The organism is Carboxylicivirga longa (assembly GCF_050589825.1).
GTDB classification, from domain to species: domain Bacteria; phylum Bacteroidota; class Bacteroidia; order Bacteroidales; family Marinilabiliaceae; genus Carboxylicivirga; species Carboxylicivirga longa.
The window spans coordinates 32,811-52,689 of the sequence record NZ_JBNGOZ010000001.1 but is presented as its reverse complement, the minus strand read 5'-3'; the positions used below and the strand labels follow the sequence as shown (position 1 = coordinate 52,689).

Genomic DNA, 19,879 nt, shown 5'->3' with positions numbered 1-19,879 from the left:
GCAGGTATCGGATCTTAATTCTATCCCTGCATTTATAGCGTCTGCGACAGCACATTTTTATTTTTCCACGAACTCTGTTTACACAGATTTTCGTGCTGTTTTTTGTTTAATAAACAACTTAAAGCCTTCAATCGTTACTTTGCCAGTTTGGCCTGGTAACAGAAGCATATCAATACATTAACTAACAAATACTGAAATAATCATGGAGGAAAACAGAAAGGCTTACAAAGTTTTTCATGAGCGGAAAGATAAGCTGAATGATCAATACACAGGTGATTATTATAAGAAACAACACGATAAGGGCAAGCTAACAGCCCGCGAGCGTATCGACTTTTTATTCGACGAGGGCAGCTTTCACGAGATAGGCGCCTTGATCAAACCCGATAAAGAAGCCAAAAATTATGGCGATGGTGTAATCTGTGGCTACGGCACCATCAACGGCCGTAAAGTAATGGTGTACGCCCAGGATTTTAATATTATGGGAGGCTCCCTGGGGCTTGTTCATGCGCAAAAAATTCAGAAAGTGCAGGAACTGGCGGCCAATATGGGGCATCCTGTCATCGGACTCATCGATTCGGGTGGTGCACGCATACAGGAAGGGGTAGCCAGTTTGGCCGGTTATGCCGGTATTTTTCGTAATAACGTAAAAGCCTCGGGCATTGTGCCGCAGATATCTGTTATACTCGGCCCTGCTGCCGGCGGTGCTGTCTATTCACCGGCTCTCACCGACTTCCGTTTTATGGTAAAACACACCTCGCACATGTTTGTTACCGGCCCACAGGTGGTAAAAGAAGTATTGAACGAGGACATTACCTTTGAAGACCTGGGCGGTGCCGAAGTACATGGCTCTGCTTCGGGCGTAACCGATTTTGTGTATAACGATGAGGAACATTGCCTGCTGGGCGTGAAGAAGCTCCTGTCGTACCTTCCTTCTAACCACCTGGAGCAGCCTCCCGTATTAAACTGGGATGACATCACGCCGCGCAACAGCGAAAACATCTCCTACATATTGCCCGAGGACTCAGGCAAGCCCTACGATATGATTGATATTATCGAGCGCATTGTGGATGTGGATTCCTTTTTTGAAGTGGCAGAAGGACACGCGCAGAATATCATTACCGGCTTCGCCCGCCTGGATCGAAAAGTTATAGGAATCATCGCCAATCAACCAAAAGTAATGGCGGGTACACTGGATATCAATGCATCGCGCAAAGCCGCCCGTTTTGTGCGTTTTTGCGATGCCTTTAATATTCCGGTGCTGGTACTGGAAGATGTGCCGGGCTTTATGCCGGGTAAAAACCAGGAGCACAATGCCATTATTATGCACGGTGCTAAACTACTGTATGCTTTTGCCGAAGCCACCGTACCCAAAATTACAGTAATCATTAGAAAAGCCTATGGTGGCGCCTACATTGTGATGAACAGTAAAAACATGGGCGGTGATATGAATTATGCCTGGCCATCGGCTGAAATTGCGGTGATGGGACCCGAGGGCGCCATAAAAATACTGAATCGCAAAGAGCTGAGCGAGGCAAACGATCCTGATGAACTTAAGCGTCAGCTGGTGGATGATTATAAAAACAACATTGCCAATCCATTTATCGCGGAAGAAAAAGGCTATGTTGACGAGGTGATAGAACCCGCAAAAACACGTGAGGTATTGATCTCTGCTTTCTCACTACTAGAAAACAAGTTCGAACAGAAATCTCCGCGTAAACACGGAAATATTCCAATGTAAAAAACTGAATAATGATTAAATCGATATTAATAGCCAATCGCGGAGAGATTGCCATCCGCATTGCTCAAACGGCCCGCAAAATGGGTATCCGTTCATATATGTTCCTAACCCATCAGGAGCCCAATGCCCACTATTTATCCTTTGCCGACGAACTGATAGATGTATCGGGCGACACCTTTACCAATATTTTTCTAAGCGTTGAAAAGATTGTAGATGCCGCCGTTGAAAATAAAGTTGATGCCATACATCCGGGCTATGGCTTCCTGTCTGAAAATCCATTCCTGCCCAAAGAATGCGAGACACGAGGCATCATCTTTATTGGGCCATCGCATCAGCACATCGAGAAGATGGGCAATAAAGGTGTGGCACGACAAACCGCCAAATCATGCGGAATACCCGTTCCGGAAGGCAGTAAAGGACTCATCAATACCGAGGAAGAAGCCCTTGAGGTGGTGGCCAATATTGGTTATCCGGTAATGGTGAAGGCCGTGGCCGGTGGCGGCGGTAAAGGCATGCGTGTGGTTGAAAATGAAGAGATGCTGCCCAAGATGCTGCGGGCTGCCATGAACGAAGCGCGCTCAGTATTTGGCAATGGCGCCGTTTTTATTGAGAAATACATTGCCCGTCCACGGCATATCGAGGTGCAGGTACTGGCCGATAAACACGGCAATGTAATTCATCTTTTCGAGCGCGAGTGCAGCATACAGCGAAAGCACCAGAAATTAATGGAAGAAGCTCCCTCGCCTGCACTAACTCCCGAGCTTCGCGACACCATCTGCACCCATGCAGTGAATCTATGCAAACAAACGGGCTACTTTAATGCCGGCACCGTGGAATTTCTCCTGGATGTGGATAACAATGTTTATTTTATGGAGATGAATACGCGCATACAGGTGGAGCATCCGGTTACCGAAGCCATTACAGGCGTTGACATTGTAGAGCAGCAGATCATCATAGCCAGCGGAGAGGCGCTGACCATAAAACAAGATGACATTCAGATAAAAGGAAGCGCCATTGAGTTTAGAATCAATGCCGAAGATGTGCAGGCTGATTTTGCGCCCTGTACGGGCATCATCGAACACATTGAGGTACCTGCCTCCGACCATCTGCGCTTCGACAGCGGCTATGTGGCCGGTAAAGTAGTACCGGCCTGCTACGACTCCATGCTGGCCAAGGCCATTGTGCATGGAAAAAACCGGGCAGAGACGCTGGAACAAGCGGGTGAGATCTTAAGCGATTTGAACATTAAAGGTTTAAAGACAACCCTTCCCTTCTTTCGCAAGGTACTGACCATTCCGGCTTTTATCAAAGGCGATTATTACACTGATTTTATTGAAACACAGATGGATCAGTTGCACTATCAGCATCCCAACGATCAGGAAGCTGCCGCATGTATTGCGCTCACCGCTTACTTGCAGGAAATGAATAAGCTGGAGGAAACACAGTCGGTGGAAGCATCGTCCAACGCCTGGTTTCTAAAACAAAATCTTAAATCACATTAACGCCATGAAAGCTACAAAATATATATTGGTCAACGGCAAAACCACTTCAATTGATGTTGTGGATAATCAGATTGCTAAGATCGACGAAAAAGAGGCCACCCCAAAAATAAGTCGCAACGAAAATAACGAGTTTGAGGTGGAGCTAAACAAACACACTTTTGCGGGTGAGGTGGTGCGTTTAAAGCAAAACCAATGCACGGTATTATTGAACGGTAATACTTACAATTTCACCATTGAGACAGAGAAATCGTTTAAACGACGGAAGAAAATCGCCAAAAAGAATGCCGTCAGCAAGGTGGCGATAACGGCCATGTTACCGGGTATGATCTGTGATGTGATGGTTGAGAATAATCAAACCATTCAGAAAGGAGAAGTACTGCTTACCCTTGAGGCCATGAAGATGCAGAATGAGATTGTGGCGCCCATCAGCGGTGTGATTAGTAAAATTCATATTAAAGCGGGCGACAATGTGCTAAAAGATCAGATGATGATTGAGATCGATCCGAAAATAAAAAAATAATGCACTAAGCATCTTGCGTATCCATGCGTATATCGGAACTCTTTGCTATTTTAGCCTGTAAACAGCGCAATTATGTCGGATATTGTCACCATAGAACGAATTAACCAACAGCTGCACCGTCCCATTAAGCAAGTGCAGAAAATCAGTTGGATAAGCAAAGGCTATGTGTTGAATGACCGGCAGGAGGTGACTCACCTCAGCCTGTTTAAGGCCCGGCTCAAAGGTGTTATACCCGCCGAATTATTTGAGCTGCAGCACCTGCGCTATCTTGATATCAGAGAGAATAATATTCAACAGCTGCCCGATGCCATTAGGCACTTAATGCAGCTTGAATACGCTGACATGCGCAATAACCGGCTCACGGAGTTACCCAAGAATTTTTCGCAATTGAGCCGCCTGGAGAAGCTGTACCTGGGCTTTAATGCCTTTAGCCTGGTGCCTCAGCAGCTGAGCAGACTGGATAAGCTTCGCCTTATTGACCTTAGCGAAAACACCATAGCGGGCAGTTGTCACATTTTGCTACAACTGCCCGCTATCAAAAATATTTACCTCAACAACAATCGTTTAAGATCCTTTCCTTTCGATCAGCTTAGCGCAGGTCAACTGAAGGAACTGAACTTAGGCGATAATCCCCTGACTGAAATGCCGAAAGATGCTGCCTTTAAGGCCGAAAAACTGCTGCTTTAATTTCTACTGGCCAGAATTACTTCGGTAGCAGCGCGCCCCGCACGCAAGGCATTGATATTTGATTCCACCACCGCATCGCTCTTACGTTCAAAAATTTTACGCAAACCCTCTTCCAAGGCCGACATCTCAATGTCGATAAACGGGGAAGCAGCACCCAGCATAACAATATTAGACGAGCGTTTGGTGGCCACTTCAACGGCTATCTTCTCCGCATCAATGGCAATATGATTCGTCTGCTCGGCTATTTTGGCCATCACCTCCTCCATTTCCGGATAATTGGGGATATTAACAAACGGCGTTGTATTCGTCACCAACCAGCCTTTCTTCGACAGGTAAGGCAAGTAACGCAATGATTCCATGGGTTCAACCGATAAGATAATATCGGCCTTGCCCCTGGGTATCAAATCCGAGGCGATGGGCTTGCTGCTTACACGCAGGTGCGACTGCACATCGCCCCCCCGCTGACTCATACCATGTACCTCGGCCTGTTTCAGGTGCAAATTTTTATCCACTGCAGCCATACCTATTGTTGCAGCTATGGACAAGATACCCTGCCCACCTACGCCTGCTAAAACTATATCTGATTTCATAATTACTGATAATTTTAATGAGTGCCTGATACCTAGTGCACGGTGCACTGAGTACTAAGCACTGTTATTTTACAAGCCCAACTCCTTTACTTTTAGCACCAGGCTCTTATTGCGTAATGTTTGAATGCACTGACGACGCGGAATGATCACCGATACGCCCGGATAGTCAAATTCTTCTTTAATGATGGATACCATCTCATCGAGGTTGGCTGCCGTAGGCTTAAATACACGGATATGATCCGGATCCACACCGATACCGGCGATAATTTGCTCCAAATGCCCAAGCGCCTGTGAGTCCTGACCTCCCGTCATACCGGTAGTATAGTTATCGGACACAATTATGGTGATGGGCGTTCCCTCGCTCACCACATCGAGCAAACCCGTCATGCCCGAGTGAGTGAAAGTAGAGTCACCAATCACTGCCACGGCAGGTGTCAGGCCGGCATCGGCGGCTCCTTTAGCCATGGTAATGGATGCACCCATATCTACACACGAGTTAACGGCATTGTAAGGCGGCAAGGCGCCCAGTGTATAGCAGCCAATATCGGCAAACACACGCCCGGGACCATAGTCCTCCAATGCGATATTCAGCGCCTTGTAAGCATCGATATGACCACAGCCCTTGCACATGGCCGGCGGTCGACCCACCACCAAGTCAGGTACCGGAGCGCCTTCCTCAAAGGGGAAGCCCAGCGCATTGGCCACAATATTAGGTGTTAACTCACCATCGCGTGGCAAAGTACCATCCAGACGACCTTTTACCGGTGTACCGGCCTCCTGATAACCTTTGAGCAGCTCCTCAATCACCGGATAGCCATCCTCCAATATCAGAATTGAATCACACTCACTAACCATGCGTTCGATGTCCTTGCGAGGCATTGGATATTGCGACAGCTTCAGCACCGGATAATTACATTCCCGCTCCTGAAAATTTTCCATCAAATAGTTATGGGCAATACCACAGGCTATGATTCCCATGGAACGATCTGAACCATCGGCATAGCTGTTATAGGGCGATTCCATTGATAGCTTCTCCAGATCAGGACGCGTCTCAATCAATTTCTTATAGTTACGTCGGGCGATCGCCGGCAGCAGAACAAATTGCGTGGGATCTTTGGGTAAACTAAGTTCACGCTCTTCCAACAAAGGCTTGCGAACAACACCGGCCCGCGAGTGCGCCAGACGCGTAGTGATACGTATCATCACCGGCACATTAAATTTTTCCGACATTTCAAAGGCAGCATAGGCCATGTCGTAAGCCTCCTGCTGATTAACTGGTTCCAATATGGGAATCATGGCAAACTTACCATACACACGGCTGTCTTGCTCATTCTGACTCGAGTGCATGGAGGGATCATCGGCTGCCACCACCACAAAACCACCATTCACTCCGGTGATAGCCGCATTGATAAAGGCATCGGCTGCCACGTTAAGTCCTACATGTTTCATGCAGGTCATGGCACGCTTACCGGCATAGGCCATGCCCAGCGCCGATTCCATGGCGGTTTTTTCATTACTGGACCATTGGCGGTGAATATTTCGCTCTTTGGCAATGCGCGAGTCCTGAATATACTCGGTTATCTCGGTAGAGGGAGTGCCCGGATAGGCATATACGCCGGAGAGACCGGCATCGATTGCACCTTGTGCTATCGCCTCATCACCTAATAATAATAACTTTTGCATTTTGCTGATTGGGTTTTATATTATTACTTCTTTTCTTCCAATGGCTAAGTAACGAATATTAAAACCCTTTCGTAATGACATATGTCAAAGCTTACAATTTGTAGGCGTTCTTAATAATAAAGGGTAAGCACGAGGCGTCGCGACCCTCCATTATTTCGGAATTCACACAGGTAAATACCCTGCCAGATGCCCATATTAAGCCGTCCCCGGGTGATGGGAATACTCACAGAAGCACCCACAAGACTTGTTTTGATATGCGCCGGCATGTCATCGGCGCCTTCCAGCGTATGCCGGTAGTCCGGATCATTCTCCGGCACCAGTTTATTAAATACCGTTTCAAAATCATCGCGCACGCTATCATCGGCATTTTCATTCAAGGTAATACCGGCCGATGAATGTTGAATAAAGATATTCAACAGACCCGCTTCAGGCAGGGCTGGCAAAGCAGCTATCACCTCATCACTTATCAAGTGAAAGCCACGACGCCGCGACCGCAAGCTTATTTCAAATTGTTCCACCATATAATCAAATAATCACAACCTATTTCAGTTTTATCATCTTCCCTACAATTGTCCGATGCTTGCTTAAAAAGTCAAACACGCTGTCTGCTGTGTAGGGAAGCTAAACCACTATGGTCGCTTAAAGATAAAATCATTTTGCTATACTACCAAGCAGCTTTTCACTTGCCAATTCTGTTTTTTCGCGCTAATTTGTTCTTCCGTTTCTAAAAACTGTGTAAACCTTGTTTTTACCAACGATATGCCTTATTTGCATTCGAGATATGAAGTTCCCGGTGATGATGGTCATCATGATGTGCTGCCCAACCTGAAAGGCATTACCTCCATCGATGCTATTCATAAGCTGGAATTTGAAGGCTTTTTAAAGGCCCAGTATCAGTTACTGGAAGAATTAACCAGTCACACCACATTTAACTTCGCCTATATCTGCCACATTCACCATCTTGCCTTGCAGGATATCTACGATTTTGCCGGACAACTACGTAGTGTTAATATGACCAAGGGTGGCTTCCTGTTTCCCACAGCTAAGTTTCTGCCCCACATCTGCCACGACTTTGATAAAAAGATGCTACAGCCCATGCCTCATTATTATCCCGATAAAGAAGCGCTGATTAAAGACATAGCGCGTGTGCATGCCGAGCTGCTCTTCATCCATCCCTTCCGGGAGGCAAACGGACGCGTGGCGCGCATACTGGCCAATATGATGGCGGTAAAGCAAGGCTTTGACTTTTTGGGTTTCTATAAGATTACCCAACGACAGTTTAAACATTATATCGTAGCAGTACAATCGGCGGCCGAACAAAATTATGAACCTATGACCCAAATTATAAGGTCTATTTTTTGAGCTCACTCTCCACTTTCACCACCATTTTCTGCAGTTCTTCATCCGAAAAATGAATTCCCTCTAGTTGAAAAGAAACGACAAGTGAGTCCAGTATTTTTCGAAAACGATCCTCATATCGGTTAAGGAAAGGATGGTCATCAATTATCTTTGTTTCCATACAATAAAGATACGAAAAATCAATTATTTTCGTTAACAATCAAAGGAAGGATTAACGCTTGAATAGGCATTTTTTTCATTGCGATATCCTTCCTATTTTTACACACATCAAGCCCCAGGGCATTAATTCATACCAAACGACAGCCACCCGTTTACTTGTCGGCTTATAACACAAATTGAAACAGTGAGAAACAAGCTTATTCTATCTTATTTAGTCATCGCCATAATAAGCGGCACAACCCTGATGGCGCAACAAAAAACAACCATTAAAGGACTAGTTACCGATAGCCTGAACACGCCGATTCCCTTTGCCAACATCAGCATTCAAGGAGGCAAAGACGGCGGTGTAAGCGATGTCGACGGCTACTTTTCTTTTTCCACAACTCAGCCCCTTCCCTTCACTCTTCAGGTATCATCGCTGGGCTACCACACTGCCCGGCTAAAAATTAACAGCCCAGGGCAGGCAGCACAGCTACACATCAGCCTACTCATACGGCGGGAAACTATTAAGGAGGTGAGTATAGAAGGCACAGAAAGAGCAGCTTCCTTTACTAAAATAGATCCCAAACTAATTAATAGATTGCCCGATGCAGGAGGCGGAAATATCGAGGGTCTAGTTAAGAGTCAAATGGGTGTATCGTCCAACAACGAGCTAAGCGCTCAATATCGCGTGCGGGGCGGCAATTACGACGAAAACCTTGTGTATGTTAATGACATTGAGATCTATCGGTCATTTTTAATACGTGCCGGTCAGCAGGAAGGGCTCAGCTTTGTCAACCCTAACCTGGTATCCTCGCTAAAGTTTTCACCCGGCGGCTTTGAGGCGCAATACGGCGACAAAATGTCATCAGTGCTCGACATACGCTACAAGCAACCCACCACCCTAAGCGGTAGTGTTAGTGCCAGCCTGCTGGGTGCCTCAGCTCACCTGGAAGGAAGCTCAAAAAATCAACGCTTCACGGCCGTTACCGGTGTGCGCTACAAAAGTAATCAATACCTGCTGGGATCGTTGGATGTAAGCGGCGACTACAGTCCTAAGTTTCTCGATGCCCAAACCTTTTTGACCTATCGCTTCAGCGAGCTGTTACAACTGGAGGCACTGGGCTATTATTCGCAAAACAACTATTCCTTTGAACCGGTGGATCGCGAAACTTCCTTTGGCACCATCAGCGAGGCCAAGAAGCTGAAAATCTATTTTGAGGGACAGGAGAAAGATCTTTTCCAAACGGGGCTGGCCGCCATCGCCCTTAAGATAACACCCAACACCGATAATCAGATAAAAATAACGGGAACAGGTTATCGCACCTACGAAGAAGTGAGTTATGATATACTTGGGCAATACTGGCTACAAAACATTGAAAATCCAGATGGCACAACACCCAATCCGCAGGAGGATGGGGTGCAAAACATTGGTGTGGGCTCCAATCTGGAGCATGCCCGCAATGATTTATTGGGCATTATTCAAAATGTGGCTGTGCAGGGCAGGCATCAGCTCAAGCGTCACCTGCTCAGCTGGGAGCTTAAGTATCAGTACGAATACTTCAAGGACGCTATCAATGAATGGGAGATGCGCGACTCCGCCGGCTATTCACTGCCTTACTCCGACAAGGAGCTGAAACTGGTATATGCCTACAATGCCGGCCACGAAACACACAGCAACAGAATAACTGCTTACGTGCAGGATGCCATTAACCTTAATTTGGGCGATGGTTTGTTGACCATTAATGCCGGAGTGCGCACCAATTACTGGGATTTTAACAAGGAATTTCTCATTAGTCCGCGCGTTAACCTGCTGTATTACCCCGGCAAGGAAAAAAACACGCGATACCGGCTGGCCGGAGGCATTTACTATCAATCGCCCCTCTATCGCGAGATGCGTGCCCCCGATGGCAGCATTAACTACAACACAAAAGCACAGAAATCGGTGCAGATAAGTGCCGGCATCGATCGCTTGTTTACCGCCATGAACCGCCCGTTCAAATTCACCTCTGAGGCATATTATAAGCAGATGACGAACCTAAATCCCTATCAGGTTGATAACGTACGCATCCGCTACGCTGCCCTAAACAATGCCAAAGGCTATGCCGCAGGTATTGATTTTAAGCTGCACGGCGAGTTTGTGCCCGGCATAGAATCCTGGGCCAATCTATCCTTTATGAAGACGGAGGAAAACATACTTGACGATTCGTACATACAAAAAGACAACGAAGGCAAGGAAACGGTGATCTACCCCGGCTATCTGCCGCGTCCCTCAGATCAGCGTGTCTCTTTCAACTTATTTTTTCAGGATTACCTGCCCAACAATCCCACTTTTCGGGTAAACCTTAACCTCTTATTTGCCACGGGTCTGCCCTTTGGCCCTCCGCAATCGCCGCGCTACATGGCCACTAACCGCATGCCGGCCTATCGCCGTGTTGATATCGGTTTCTCCAAAGACCTGAGCCAGTGGGTAAACAAAAACAACAAGTTGGTGAAGGATTGCTGGATTGGCCTCGAGGTGTTCAATCTTTTTGACATTAGTAATACCATTTCCTATTTTTGGGTAAATGACATTCACAATCGCCAGTATGCTGTGCCAAATTATTTAACATCAAGAAGAATCAACCTGAAAGTGAGTGCCAGCTTTTAACCAAACCCAATGGCAGCGGTGCAAACAGCACTATTGACGATGAAAAAAATAAAACTTTATACCGTTTATTGCGTAAACCTGTCAATCAAATATTTTTTTGGGAATAGAATACATGACTCAATTTGAACCCACCATATTGCTTGTTGACGATTCAGCGGTCAACCTTGAGATATTACAGGATGCTCTGTCGCGCTACAACACGGTGACTGCCTGCGATGGTGATGCCGCTATGGAGATCGCTTTCTCGCGTAACAAGCCGGATCTTATCCTGCTGGATATTGTGATGCCGGGACTTGACGGTTACGAAGTATGCAAAATACTGAAACAAAACGACCTGTCGAAAGACATTCCCATCATTTTTATTACCGGACAAACAGATTCGGACAGCATATTAAAGGGCTTTGAAGCCGGTGCCATCGACTATATCACCAAACCCTTTAACATACTGGAGCTAAAGGCTAGGGTTAAAACACAGCTGACCATAAAAATGGCACGCGACCAGAATCAGCGCCTTATAAAAAGAATTGAGGCGGTCAATAAAAAGCTGACCAACAGCATTGAATACGCACAGAAAATACAAAATGCCAGCCTGCCCCCCAAGGAACACCTGGATGAGATGCTGGACGAATATTTTACTTTTCTGAAACCCCGCGACATCGTAAGTGGCGACTTCTATTGGGCAGAGGAGGTAGATAACAAATTGATTTTTGTGGCCGCCGACTGCACCGGCCATGGCGTACCGGGTGCCTTCATGAGTATGTTTGGCGTGGCCTACCTAAATGAGATTATTGGTAAAAATAAAGTGACGCAGCCTGCCGAAATCATTAACGAGCTAAGGCGCATTGTTATCGAGTCGCTAAAGCAGGAAAAGGACAGTGAGGTGAAAGATGGCATGGACATCAGCATCGTGAGCATCGACAAAGAAAAGATGGAACTGGAATTTGCCGGTGCCTTTAACGACCTGCTGCTGATTCGTAACGGTGAGATGCAGATTTTACAGGCAGATCACATGCCCGTATCCATTGGCGAGTATAACACCCCTTACACCAACCACCATATTCAGTATCAGAAAGGCGACAGCATCTACCTGTACAGCGATGGCTTTCCCTCGCAATTTGGTGGCCCCAAGGATAAGAAGTTGATGCAGAAAGGATTTCGCAACCTACTACTGGAAAACCATCAACATCCCATGGCGCAGCAGGCAAAGATCTACGAGAACTTCTTTGATGTGTGGAAGGGCATTAACGACCAGATTGACGACGTACTGGTGGTAGGCATACGCCTGTAGCTGGCAAATCGAAATGAACAAATCTTACAGCCTGATAATAAAATAACTCATCTTTTTTACTAATTTTGTGGCTTCAAATAAGTCGTTTAGTGCAGACTGTGGAAAAAAGAGGCTAAAATACTCTTTTTCATCTTCGCTAATCGACAGAAATAATGTGATTTAATCACCAACAGTTCGTAACCATCCTGTTGTAAAACAAAACTAGGAGACATCATCTTTCGATTGATTGGAGATAAGCATTCTTTATTTCCCCTCCCCGTTTACTTGCAATACTGGTAACAGCTGTTTTTAAATATTTACAATGAAACGAGCTGTCGTATTACTCTCAGGCGGTCTGGATTCCGCCATTGCCCTGCACCTTGCCAAGTCAGAAGGCTATGCCGTTCATGCACTGTCATTCGACTACGGACAGCGTCACAGCCGCGAACTGGATGCTGCGAAAGCCATAGCCGCCCAAGCAGGAGTGGAAGAACATCAAGTGGTGAGCCTTAAGCTGGATCGATGGGGAGGCTCATCGCTTACCGATAGCACCATGGCAGTGGAAGATGGTGATGTGAACCGTAGCGACATACCGGTAACCTATGTACCGGCGCGCAATATGGTGTTTCTATCGGTGGCGGCATCGCTGGCCGAAGCCGTGGGTGCCCAACACATCTTCATCGGGGTAAGCGAAGTGGACTACTCGGGCTATGTTGACTGCCGCCAGGCATTTATCGATGGCATGGAAAAGGCCATTAATCTGGGTACGGTAATGGGGGCCGAAAAAAACCAACCCATAAAAATACACGCTCCCTTTGTACACAAGACCAAGGCAGAAGAGATACAGCTGGGCGCACAACTTGGGGTTGACTTTAGCTTAACCTGGAGTTGTTACCGCGGTGGTGATAAGCCCTGTGGCACCTGCGACAGCTGTCTGTTACGCGCCAAAGCATTTGCCGAGGCCGGCGTCATCGATACTGCATTATAAACCCCTGACGAAGCAAACGAATATGGAAAAGCTAGTATTGGCCAAAGAAGGCGTCTTCCCCGTGGTGAAAGATGCGCAAGGCCGCAAAATTGATGAGCAACCCAAGACGGGATTGCTGCGTCCGGGCACCATACAGGGCGAAGGAAAGCTGGCCGGCGTGCCTTCTCTGTTTGTGCGTCTGTCAGGATGTAACCTGCGCTGCATCTGGCAGATGGAAAACGGAAGCTTCTGCCGTTGCGATACCACCTATGCCTCTTTTCATTCAAGCGAAACGCTGGAAATGGAGGTAGATAGTGTTTTTGATTGGATTAAACATAATACAAACAACCTTAAGCATATAGTAATAACCGGCGGCGAGCCCTTATTACAGAAAAAAGCCCTGGCGCCCTTATGCAAGCGACTTAAAGAAGAGCTGAATCTACACATCACCCTGGAGTCCAATGGCAGCCTATTTGATGAAAAGGTAGCACAATGGATTGATCTGTTCAGTATCTCGCCCAAGTTGCGTAACTCGGTTCCCACGCCCGAAAAACTGGCAGCTTACGAACTGAGAGAGGCTGGCCCTTATCAATATCACGATCAGAAACGCGTCAACACAGCTGCACTTCAGTCCTACATCGACCTTACACGCTCGTCGGATAAAGACTTACAGCTAAAATTCGTGGTGGGCAAAAGCGATGATTTGGAAGCTATCAACAACGACTTTCTAAGTCATCTGAGCAATTACAAGGCAGAAGATATTTTACTGATGCCCCTGGGTGCCACACGCGAAGAAATTGCGCAATCATCACCCCTGGTGCTGGACATGGCAATTGCCAAGGGATGGCGTTTCAGCCCGCGCGTACACATCGAACTATTTGGCAGCAAAAGTGGGGTTTAAAGAATAATGGTGAATGACCTGGCCAAATGCATTTAAGCATAATAAACCTCCCCGCCTGTCGGCACCCCTCCTAAAATTCAGGAGGGGAAGCATTTCTGTCACTCCTCCCTCCAAAGGAGGAACCCCATGCAGTGGGAAGGAGGATGAAGCTATTATGTAAAAGTACCCCGGAACATCAAAACCGCCAAATAAAACCTAAAGCACTAAGTAACAACTAACCATTAATAATTAACCATTAAACTTTACCATTACCTTGGAAGATCGTTTTTTAGGCAAACAAGTAAGCTACCCGCAAGAATATGCACCGGAAATGCTGGTGGCGGTGCCCCGTCATCTCAACCGTGAGCAATATGGCCTAAAGGCCGATAAGCTGCCCTTTATGGGTTACGACACCTGGCATGCTTACGAGTTGAGTTTTCTCACGAATAAAGGACTGCCGGTTACCGGACTCCTGAAAATTGTTTACCCGGCTACCAATGTTAGCATCGTGGAGAGTAAATCACTTAAGCTTTACCTTAACTCCTTTAACATGCATCGTTTTGGCAACACGGCTCAAGAAGGCCTTCAGCTGGTACTCGACACCATTAAGAAAGACCTGAGTGAGCTATTAGAATGTACAGTGGAGCTTGGTTTTCATACTCATGCCAATGCCCCTGTAGCTTCGGATTTTAATGATTACACCACGCTGGAAGATGATGTAACGACAGATAAGCTAAGCTTTGATCACTTTAATGAAGAGCCGAACCTATTAACGGCCGGTGAACAAAGCGGCAGCTTAAAACTGGCCTCTCACCTGCTGCGAAGCAATTGTAAAATCACTAATCAACCCGATTGGGGCAGTGCCTACATTTATATCAAAGGGGCGGTGCTACCCGATCAGCAGGCCTTGCTAAAATACCTGGTGTCCATACGCAACGAAAACCATTTTCACGAAGAAATCTGTGAGATGATTTACAAACGCTTGTGGGACATCTTTGCACCTGTCGAACTGGCAGTGAGCTGTATTTACACCCGACGGGGTGGTATCGATATCTGCCCGGTCCGTGTGAGCCATCAGCATCTGCTCCCCTCAAACCTGACTAATGCCGCACTGCTTTCGGAAAAATTATTACGACAATAAACCCCTATTTTTGCAAAAAAAAGAATGACACGCATAGGCCTTATCTCAGACACTCACTCCTATTTCGACCCTAAATTCCAAACCCTTTTTGCACAATGCGATGAAATATGGCACGCGGGGGATATTGGCGATATATCGGTATTGGATAAAATGCAATCATTGAAAACCACGCGTGCCGTTTATGGCAACATCGATAACGCAACCATCAGAAGGGAGCTGAAAGAGATAGAACGATTTACCGTCGATGGTGTTGATGTGATGATGGTTCACATAGGTGGCTATCCTAAAAACTATTCGCCGGCCATCAAAAATCATCTGCTCAAAAAAACACCGAAACTCTTTATATCGGGTCACTCGCACATTCTCAAGGTAATGTATGATAAAGACCTGAATTTGCTGCATATCAACCCCGGAGCTGCCGGTAAGCAAGGATTTCACGCTGTGCGCACAGCCCTTCGCTTTACCCTTGACAACGGAGAGATAAAAGACATGGAAGTTATTGAGTTAAGCAAAAGACCGTAAGCCTCCTCATTCCAGGCTGAATCAAAGAGAAAGGTATCAGGCAACAAAATATGAGTACCGTGATTCTATTCACAGCTGGCATAAAAAACCCACTGCCTCAATCTTCTCACCTAATCACCAGGCTAATTCGCTCATCCTTATACTAATGAGTCAGCATCGTATTAGTCTAGTATTTTATTCCTTCCTAAATGTTAAAAATCATTGTCAAATTTACCCTATTTTTAATATTTTTAGGGGACTAGATGCTAAGACCATGCTCATCGAACAGCAATTTTACAACCGCGATATCAGTTGGCTTTCTTTCAACCACCGTGTTCTTGAAGAGGCGAAAGACGGCAGTCTGCCCCTATTTGAACGCCTCAAATTTTTGGCCATATACTCCAATAATCTGGATGAATTTTATAAGGTGAGAGTAGCTGAATACCGCAACGCTACCCTGCACCCCGAAGGCTACCCCGACCTGCCCAACGCAGGCCCTGTTCTTGAGCAAATTAACACCATTGTAAGGCAGCACTGGCGCGAATACAGCCGCATCTTCAAAGGGGAAATTATGCCCCTGATGAAGCAAAACGGCATCATACTGCACCGCGATGGTTACTCCAACGAACCAAGGCATTTGCAATTTATACACGACTTTTTCCATACCGAGCTCATTCCCTACTGCCAGCCCGTGCTACTTAACAAAGGTACGCGCAGCTTTATGCGCGACAACCGCCTTTACCTGGCAGTAAAGCTCTACCGCAAAATAAAAAAAGACAAACCCGATAAAAAGCGGCGACCGCGGTATGCCCTTATCAAAGTACCCACCAACGATCACCCCCGCTTTATTGAGCTACCGAAGATTGATAATCAGTACCATTATATGTTTCTGGATGATGCACTTCGCTACGGTTTACCCGAGCTGTTTCCGGGATATGATGTGGTGGGCAGCTGGGGCGTTAAGATAGCCCGTAACGCTGATTTGGGTATTGAAGATGAGTTTTGGGGCGACTTGGTAGAGAAAATAAGAAAAAACCTGGCACTGCGAAAAACAGGTACACCGGCCGGCCTTTACCACGACCGTTCCATACCCGCCGATGTACTGGGCTTCCTAATGAAATCCTTCGACATAAAGCAGATTGAACTGGTGGAAACAGGCAGCTACCAAAACCTGCACGACTTTTTTAATTTCCCCAACCCGTACGCGCCCCAACTTCAATGGCAAGCACCCCAACCCATCAGACCCTACGAGCTGGATAAGGCCGGCTCCATGTTTGAAGCCATCAAACGCAAGGAGCGCGTGCTGCATTTCCCCTATCACTCGTTCGACTATGTAATACAGTTTTTACGTGAGGCGGCAACGGATGAAAAGGTAGATGAAATAAAAGTGACACAGTATAGGGTGGCGAGTAATTCTGAGGTGGTAGGTGCCTTAATATTTGCGGCTCATAACAAAAAGAAAGTAACAGTATTTGTAGAGGTGAAAGCCCGCTTTGATGAGGCCAATAACCTGCATTTTGCACGGCAGATGGAAAAAGCGGGTATTAAAATTATCTACAGCATACCCGGCCTGAAAGTGCATGCTAAAATGGCGATGGCCATACGACGTTCCCGCGGTGTGCGCAAGCGTTCCTTTGCCTACTTAAGCACTGGTAACTTTAATGAGAAAACAGCCCGTCAGTATGCCGATCACGGCTTCTTCACTTGCAACGATGCCTACCTCGATGACATGGAGGCTTTATTCAACTACCTGGAAGACCAAAGTACAAAGCCAAAACTCAACAAACTACTGATCACGCAAATTAATCTGCGCAAGGAAATTATGAAGCGTATTAACCGCGAGATTGATCTGGCAAAAAGTGGAAAAGGAGGCTACCTACTGCTGAAGATGAACGGAATACAAAACAAAAATCTTATCAGCAAACTGTATGAAGCGAGCAGAGCCGGTGTAAAAATAGATTTGATTGTGCGGGGCATTTGCTGCCTGGTACCCGAACAGGAGTACAGTCAAAATATAAGAGTGCTAAGACTGGTGGATAGTTACCTGGAGCATGCCCGAATATGGGTATTTGGTAACGATAACGATACCGAAATGTTCCTCTCATCGGCCGACTGGCTTAACCGCAACATTAACCGACGCATAGAAACGGCCTTTCCCATTGAACAAGCCGATCTTAAGGCTGAAATACTTACGATGCTGGAGATGCAGCTGCAAGACAATATTAAACTTCGACGTATAGATAAAGACCTTAAGAATGTACCCGTGAATCAAGGCGATAAACCACTGCGGGCGCAATACGCAAGCTATCAATACCTGAAAGAGCTCGACCAGTTAGCTCGTCAACATGCCGGTAACACAAAAAAAGCAAAGTCATGAGAACACTGATCCTTACGCGCCACGCCAAAACAGAACAACTGGGCTATAACAGCGATAAATCCGATTTCGAACGCGAACTCAAGCCCAGAGGCTATGATGACAGCAAGTTGATCGCCCAGGATATGACAACACGCGGCATACATCCGGATCTACTGATTAGCAGCACTGCAGCACGTGCCACACAAACCATGCGGGTGTTTGCAGAACTGCTGAATATTGAAAAACATCACATCGTGCGCGAACAGTTTCTTTACGATGGTTACACCACTTCTGAATTGCTGCTTTATCTTGCCCAATACAATGAAAAGTACCCATGCATTATGATTATTGGACACAATCCGGAAATTGCCATGTCAGCCATTACACTGAGCAATAGTGATTATCTACACTTTCCCACCACCGGAACCATCGCAATCTCCTTTGATGTGGAAAGCTGGGAACAAGTAAATGCACGCGAAGGTAAGATCGACTGGTTTATCAGTCCTAAAATGTTTAAATAATTAGCTGATTACACCCGAACCAATCAACTCATCCTGATCGTACCAGGCGGCAAACTGACCGGCCGTGATGCCCCGCTGCGGCTCGTCAAATACAAGAAACAGACCATTGGCACGATAATGGAGCACTCCCTGCTGAAGGGGCTGACGATAGCGGATACGAAGATTCAAACGACGCGATTCACCCACCGTCATGGCCAAATCGTTGCGCACCCAATGTACCTCATCGGGCATAATGCGCAGTACCTTACGGAACAAACCGGGATGCTGCTTGCCCATGCCGGCATACACCTGATTATAATCCACATTGGTACCAATAATGAATAAAGGTTCTGGAAATCCACCGATATTCAGACCCTTGCGCTGCCCTATGGTATAAAAATGCGCCCCGTTATGGTCACCGATACGCTTGCCATACTTGGGATGAAAAGCATAAGGCAGGGATAGCTCCGCCAGATCCTCATCGGTCGGTGCCTCTCCTTCGGCTTTGCTCCAGTCGCGCTTAAAAAGCTCACAATCGGCATCAATCATAAAAACCCGGCCTTTTTTAGGCTCCAGTTTCTGCTGCAGGAAAACCGGCAAATCCACCTTACCCACAAAGCAAATGCCCTGCGAGTCCTTTTTATGAGCCGTAATCAGGTTCAGCTCATTGGCAATACGACGCACCTCGGGTTTAACGATATCCCCGATGGGAAACAAGGCTTTGGCCAGCTGCTGCTGACTGAGCTGACAAAGGAAATAACTCTGATCTTTGTTATCATCGCTTCCGGCCAACAGGCGATGTACCTCGCGGCCGTCAACCAGCACCGTTTCCTTGCGGCAGTAATGACCCGTTGCCACATAATCGGCACCCAGCTCCAGTGCTTTATCCATAAACACATCGAACTTAATCTCGCGGTTGCACAGCACATCCGGATTGGGCGTGCGGCCTTTCTCGTACTCCGAAAACATATAATCCACCACGCGCTGACGATAAAAATCGCTTAGATCTACCGTGTGAAAAGGAATATCCAGCTTCATGGCCACGGCCTGGGCATCAAACTGATCGTCTAACCACGGACAGTCCGATTTAAGCACACCGGTAGTATCGTGCCAGTTCTTCATAAAAAGCCCAATCACCTCATAGCCTTGTTCCTTAAGTACATAGGCTGCAACACTTGAATCAACGCCTCCCGACAGGCCTATTACGACTTTTTTCTTTTGCATGATAGTTGTCTTCTTTATTGCCAATTAGCGCACAAAAGTACAATTTTTATTTATTCCTGCCATCAATTGACAAACACTTCGCAACAAGCACAGAAAGAGCGTCGTATGGAACATTAGGATTCCACACATCAAATAAAGAAACTGAAAATGGCTTGCACTATAGAAGCTTTCTCTAA

At 46.6% G+C, this 19,879-nt stretch carries 18 protein-coding genes; 13 read left to right on the top strand and 5 right to left on the bottom strand.

Annotation, left to right across the window (positions count from 1 at the left end):
- The first annotated feature begins 202 nt into the window (after positions 1–202).
- The 4 genes from ACRD7A_RS00215 (at position 203) to ACRD7A_RS00200 (ending at position 4,447) form a co-directional block, all read left to right on the top strand.
- Positions 203–1,738, top strand: a complete 1,536-nt coding sequence (locus ACRD7A_RS00215) for an acyl-CoA carboxylase subunit beta (protein WP_430809318.1) — start codon at positions 203–205, stop codon at positions 1,736–1,738.
- An 11-nt stretch (positions 1,739–1,749) separates the two neighbouring features.
- Complete coding sequence (locus ACRD7A_RS00210) at positions 1,750–3,240, top strand: acetyl-CoA carboxylase biotin carboxylase subunit (protein ID WP_430809317.1); 1,491 nt, start codon at positions 1,750–1,752, stop codon at positions 3,238–3,240.
- A gap of 4 nt (positions 3,241–3,244) precedes the next feature.
- Entirely contained in the window at positions 3,245–3,760 is a 516-nt protein-coding gene (locus tag ACRD7A_RS00205) for a biotin/lipoyl-containing protein (protein WP_430809316.1), read from the top strand.
- A 72-nt stretch (positions 3,761–3,832) separates the two neighbouring features.
- Entirely contained in the window at positions 3,833–4,447 is a 615-nt protein-coding gene (locus tag ACRD7A_RS00200; RefSeq protein ID WP_430809315.1) for a leucine-rich repeat domain-containing protein, read from the top strand.
- On the opposite strand, the gene ACRD7A_RS00195 is transcribed toward ACRD7A_RS00200, so the two are convergent.
- The 3 genes from ACRD7A_RS00195 to ACRD7A_RS00185 form a co-directional block, all read right to left on the bottom strand.
- A complete protein-coding gene (locus ACRD7A_RS00195; RefSeq protein ID WP_430809314.1) occupies positions 4,444–5,037 on the bottom strand; it encodes an indolepyruvate oxidoreductase subunit beta in 594 nt (197 codons plus the stop codon). The genes ACRD7A_RS00200 and ACRD7A_RS00195 overlap by 4 nt on opposite strands.
- A 69-nt stretch (positions 5,038–5,106) precedes the next feature.
- Positions 5,107–6,720 (bottom strand): thiamine pyrophosphate-dependent enzyme, encoded by a 1,614-nt coding sequence (locus tag ACRD7A_RS00190; protein ID WP_430809313.1) that lies wholly within the window; start codon positions 6,718–6,720, stop codon positions 5,107–5,109.
- 110 nt (positions 6,721–6,830) lie between these two features.
- On the bottom strand, positions 6,831–7,241 hold the full coding sequence (locus ACRD7A_RS00185) for a secondary thiamine-phosphate synthase enzyme YjbQ (protein ID WP_430809312.1): 411 nt from the start codon (positions 7,239–7,241) through the stop codon (positions 6,831–6,833).
- A 238-nt stretch (positions 7,242–7,479) separates the two neighbouring features.
- Here ACRD7A_RS00185 and ACRD7A_RS00180 point away from each other — a divergent pair, with 238 nt between their 5' ends.
- Positions 7,480–8,082, top strand: coding sequence for a Fic/DOC family protein (locus tag ACRD7A_RS00180; protein WP_430809311.1), 603 nt, complete (start codon positions 7,480–7,482; stop codon positions 8,080–8,082).
- Here the strand turns inward: ACRD7A_RS00180 and ACRD7A_RS00175 are convergent.
- Positions 8,072–8,239 carry a hypothetical protein gene (locus ACRD7A_RS00175; protein WP_430809310.1) on the bottom strand — a complete coding sequence of 56 codons (168 nt, stop codon included), beginning with the start codon at positions 8,237–8,239 and terminating at the stop codon, positions 8,072–8,074. The genes ACRD7A_RS00180 and ACRD7A_RS00175 overlap by 11 nt on opposite strands.
- A 183-nt stretch (positions 8,240–8,422) precedes the next feature.
- On the opposite strand from ACRD7A_RS00175, the gene ACRD7A_RS00170 reads away from it, so the two are divergent.
- The 8 genes from ACRD7A_RS00170 (at position 8,423) to ACRD7A_RS00135 (ending at position 18,500) form a co-directional block, all read left to right on the top strand.
- The gene (locus ACRD7A_RS00170) at positions 8,423–10,867 is read left to right on the top strand and encodes a TonB-dependent receptor (protein ID WP_430809309.1); all 2,445 of its coding nucleotides are present in this window, start codon (positions 8,423–8,425) and stop codon (positions 10,865–10,867) included.
- Between the two features lie 112 nt (positions 10,868–10,979).
- Positions 10,980–12,155, top strand: a complete 1,176-nt coding sequence (locus ACRD7A_RS00165; protein ID WP_430809308.1) for a PP2C family protein-serine/threonine phosphatase — start codon at positions 10,980–10,982, stop codon at positions 12,153–12,155.
- 301 nt (positions 12,156–12,456) lie between these two features.
- Entirely contained in the window at positions 12,457–13,122 is a 666-nt protein-coding gene (gene queC, locus ACRD7A_RS00160; protein ID WP_430809307.1) for a 7-cyano-7-deazaguanine synthase QueC, read from the top strand.
- Positions 13,123–13,144: 22 nt separating this feature from the next.
- Positions 13,145–14,002 (top strand): 7-carboxy-7-deazaguanine synthase QueE, encoded by an 858-nt coding sequence (locus ACRD7A_RS00155; protein ID WP_430809306.1) that lies wholly within the window; start codon positions 13,145–13,147, stop codon positions 14,000–14,002.
- A 253-nt stretch (positions 14,003–14,255) separates the two neighbouring features.
- Positions 14,256–15,122 carry an NADPH-dependent 7-cyano-7-deazaguanine reductase QueF gene (locus tag ACRD7A_RS00150; protein WP_430809305.1) on the top strand — a complete coding sequence of 289 codons (867 nt, stop codon included), beginning with the start codon at positions 14,256–14,258 and terminating at the stop codon, positions 15,120–15,122.
- A gap of 24 nt (positions 15,123–15,146) precedes the next feature.
- Complete coding sequence (locus tag ACRD7A_RS00145; RefSeq protein ID WP_430809304.1) at positions 15,147–15,644, top strand: metallophosphoesterase family protein; 498 nt, start codon at positions 15,147–15,149, stop codon at positions 15,642–15,644.
- A gap of 253 nt (positions 15,645–15,897) precedes the next feature.
- On the top strand, positions 15,898–18,000 hold the full coding sequence (gene ppk1, locus ACRD7A_RS00140) for a polyphosphate kinase 1 (RefSeq protein ID WP_430809303.1): 2,103 nt from the start codon (positions 15,898–15,900) through the stop codon (positions 17,998–18,000).
- The gene (locus ACRD7A_RS00135) at positions 17,997–18,500 is read left to right on the top strand and encodes a SixA phosphatase family protein (RefSeq protein ID WP_430809302.1); all 504 of its coding nucleotides are present in this window, start codon (positions 17,997–17,999) and stop codon (positions 18,498–18,500) included. Before ppk1 ends, ACRD7A_RS00135 begins: the two co-directional genes overlap by 4 nt.
- Here ACRD7A_RS00135 and mnmA read toward each other — a convergent pair whose 3' ends face one another.
- A complete protein-coding gene (gene mnmA, locus ACRD7A_RS00130) occupies positions 18,501–19,703 on the bottom strand; it encodes a tRNA 2-thiouridine(34) synthase MnmA (protein WP_430809301.1) in 1,203 nt (400 codons plus the stop codon).
- Between the last annotated feature and the right edge of the window lie 176 nt (positions 19,704–19,879).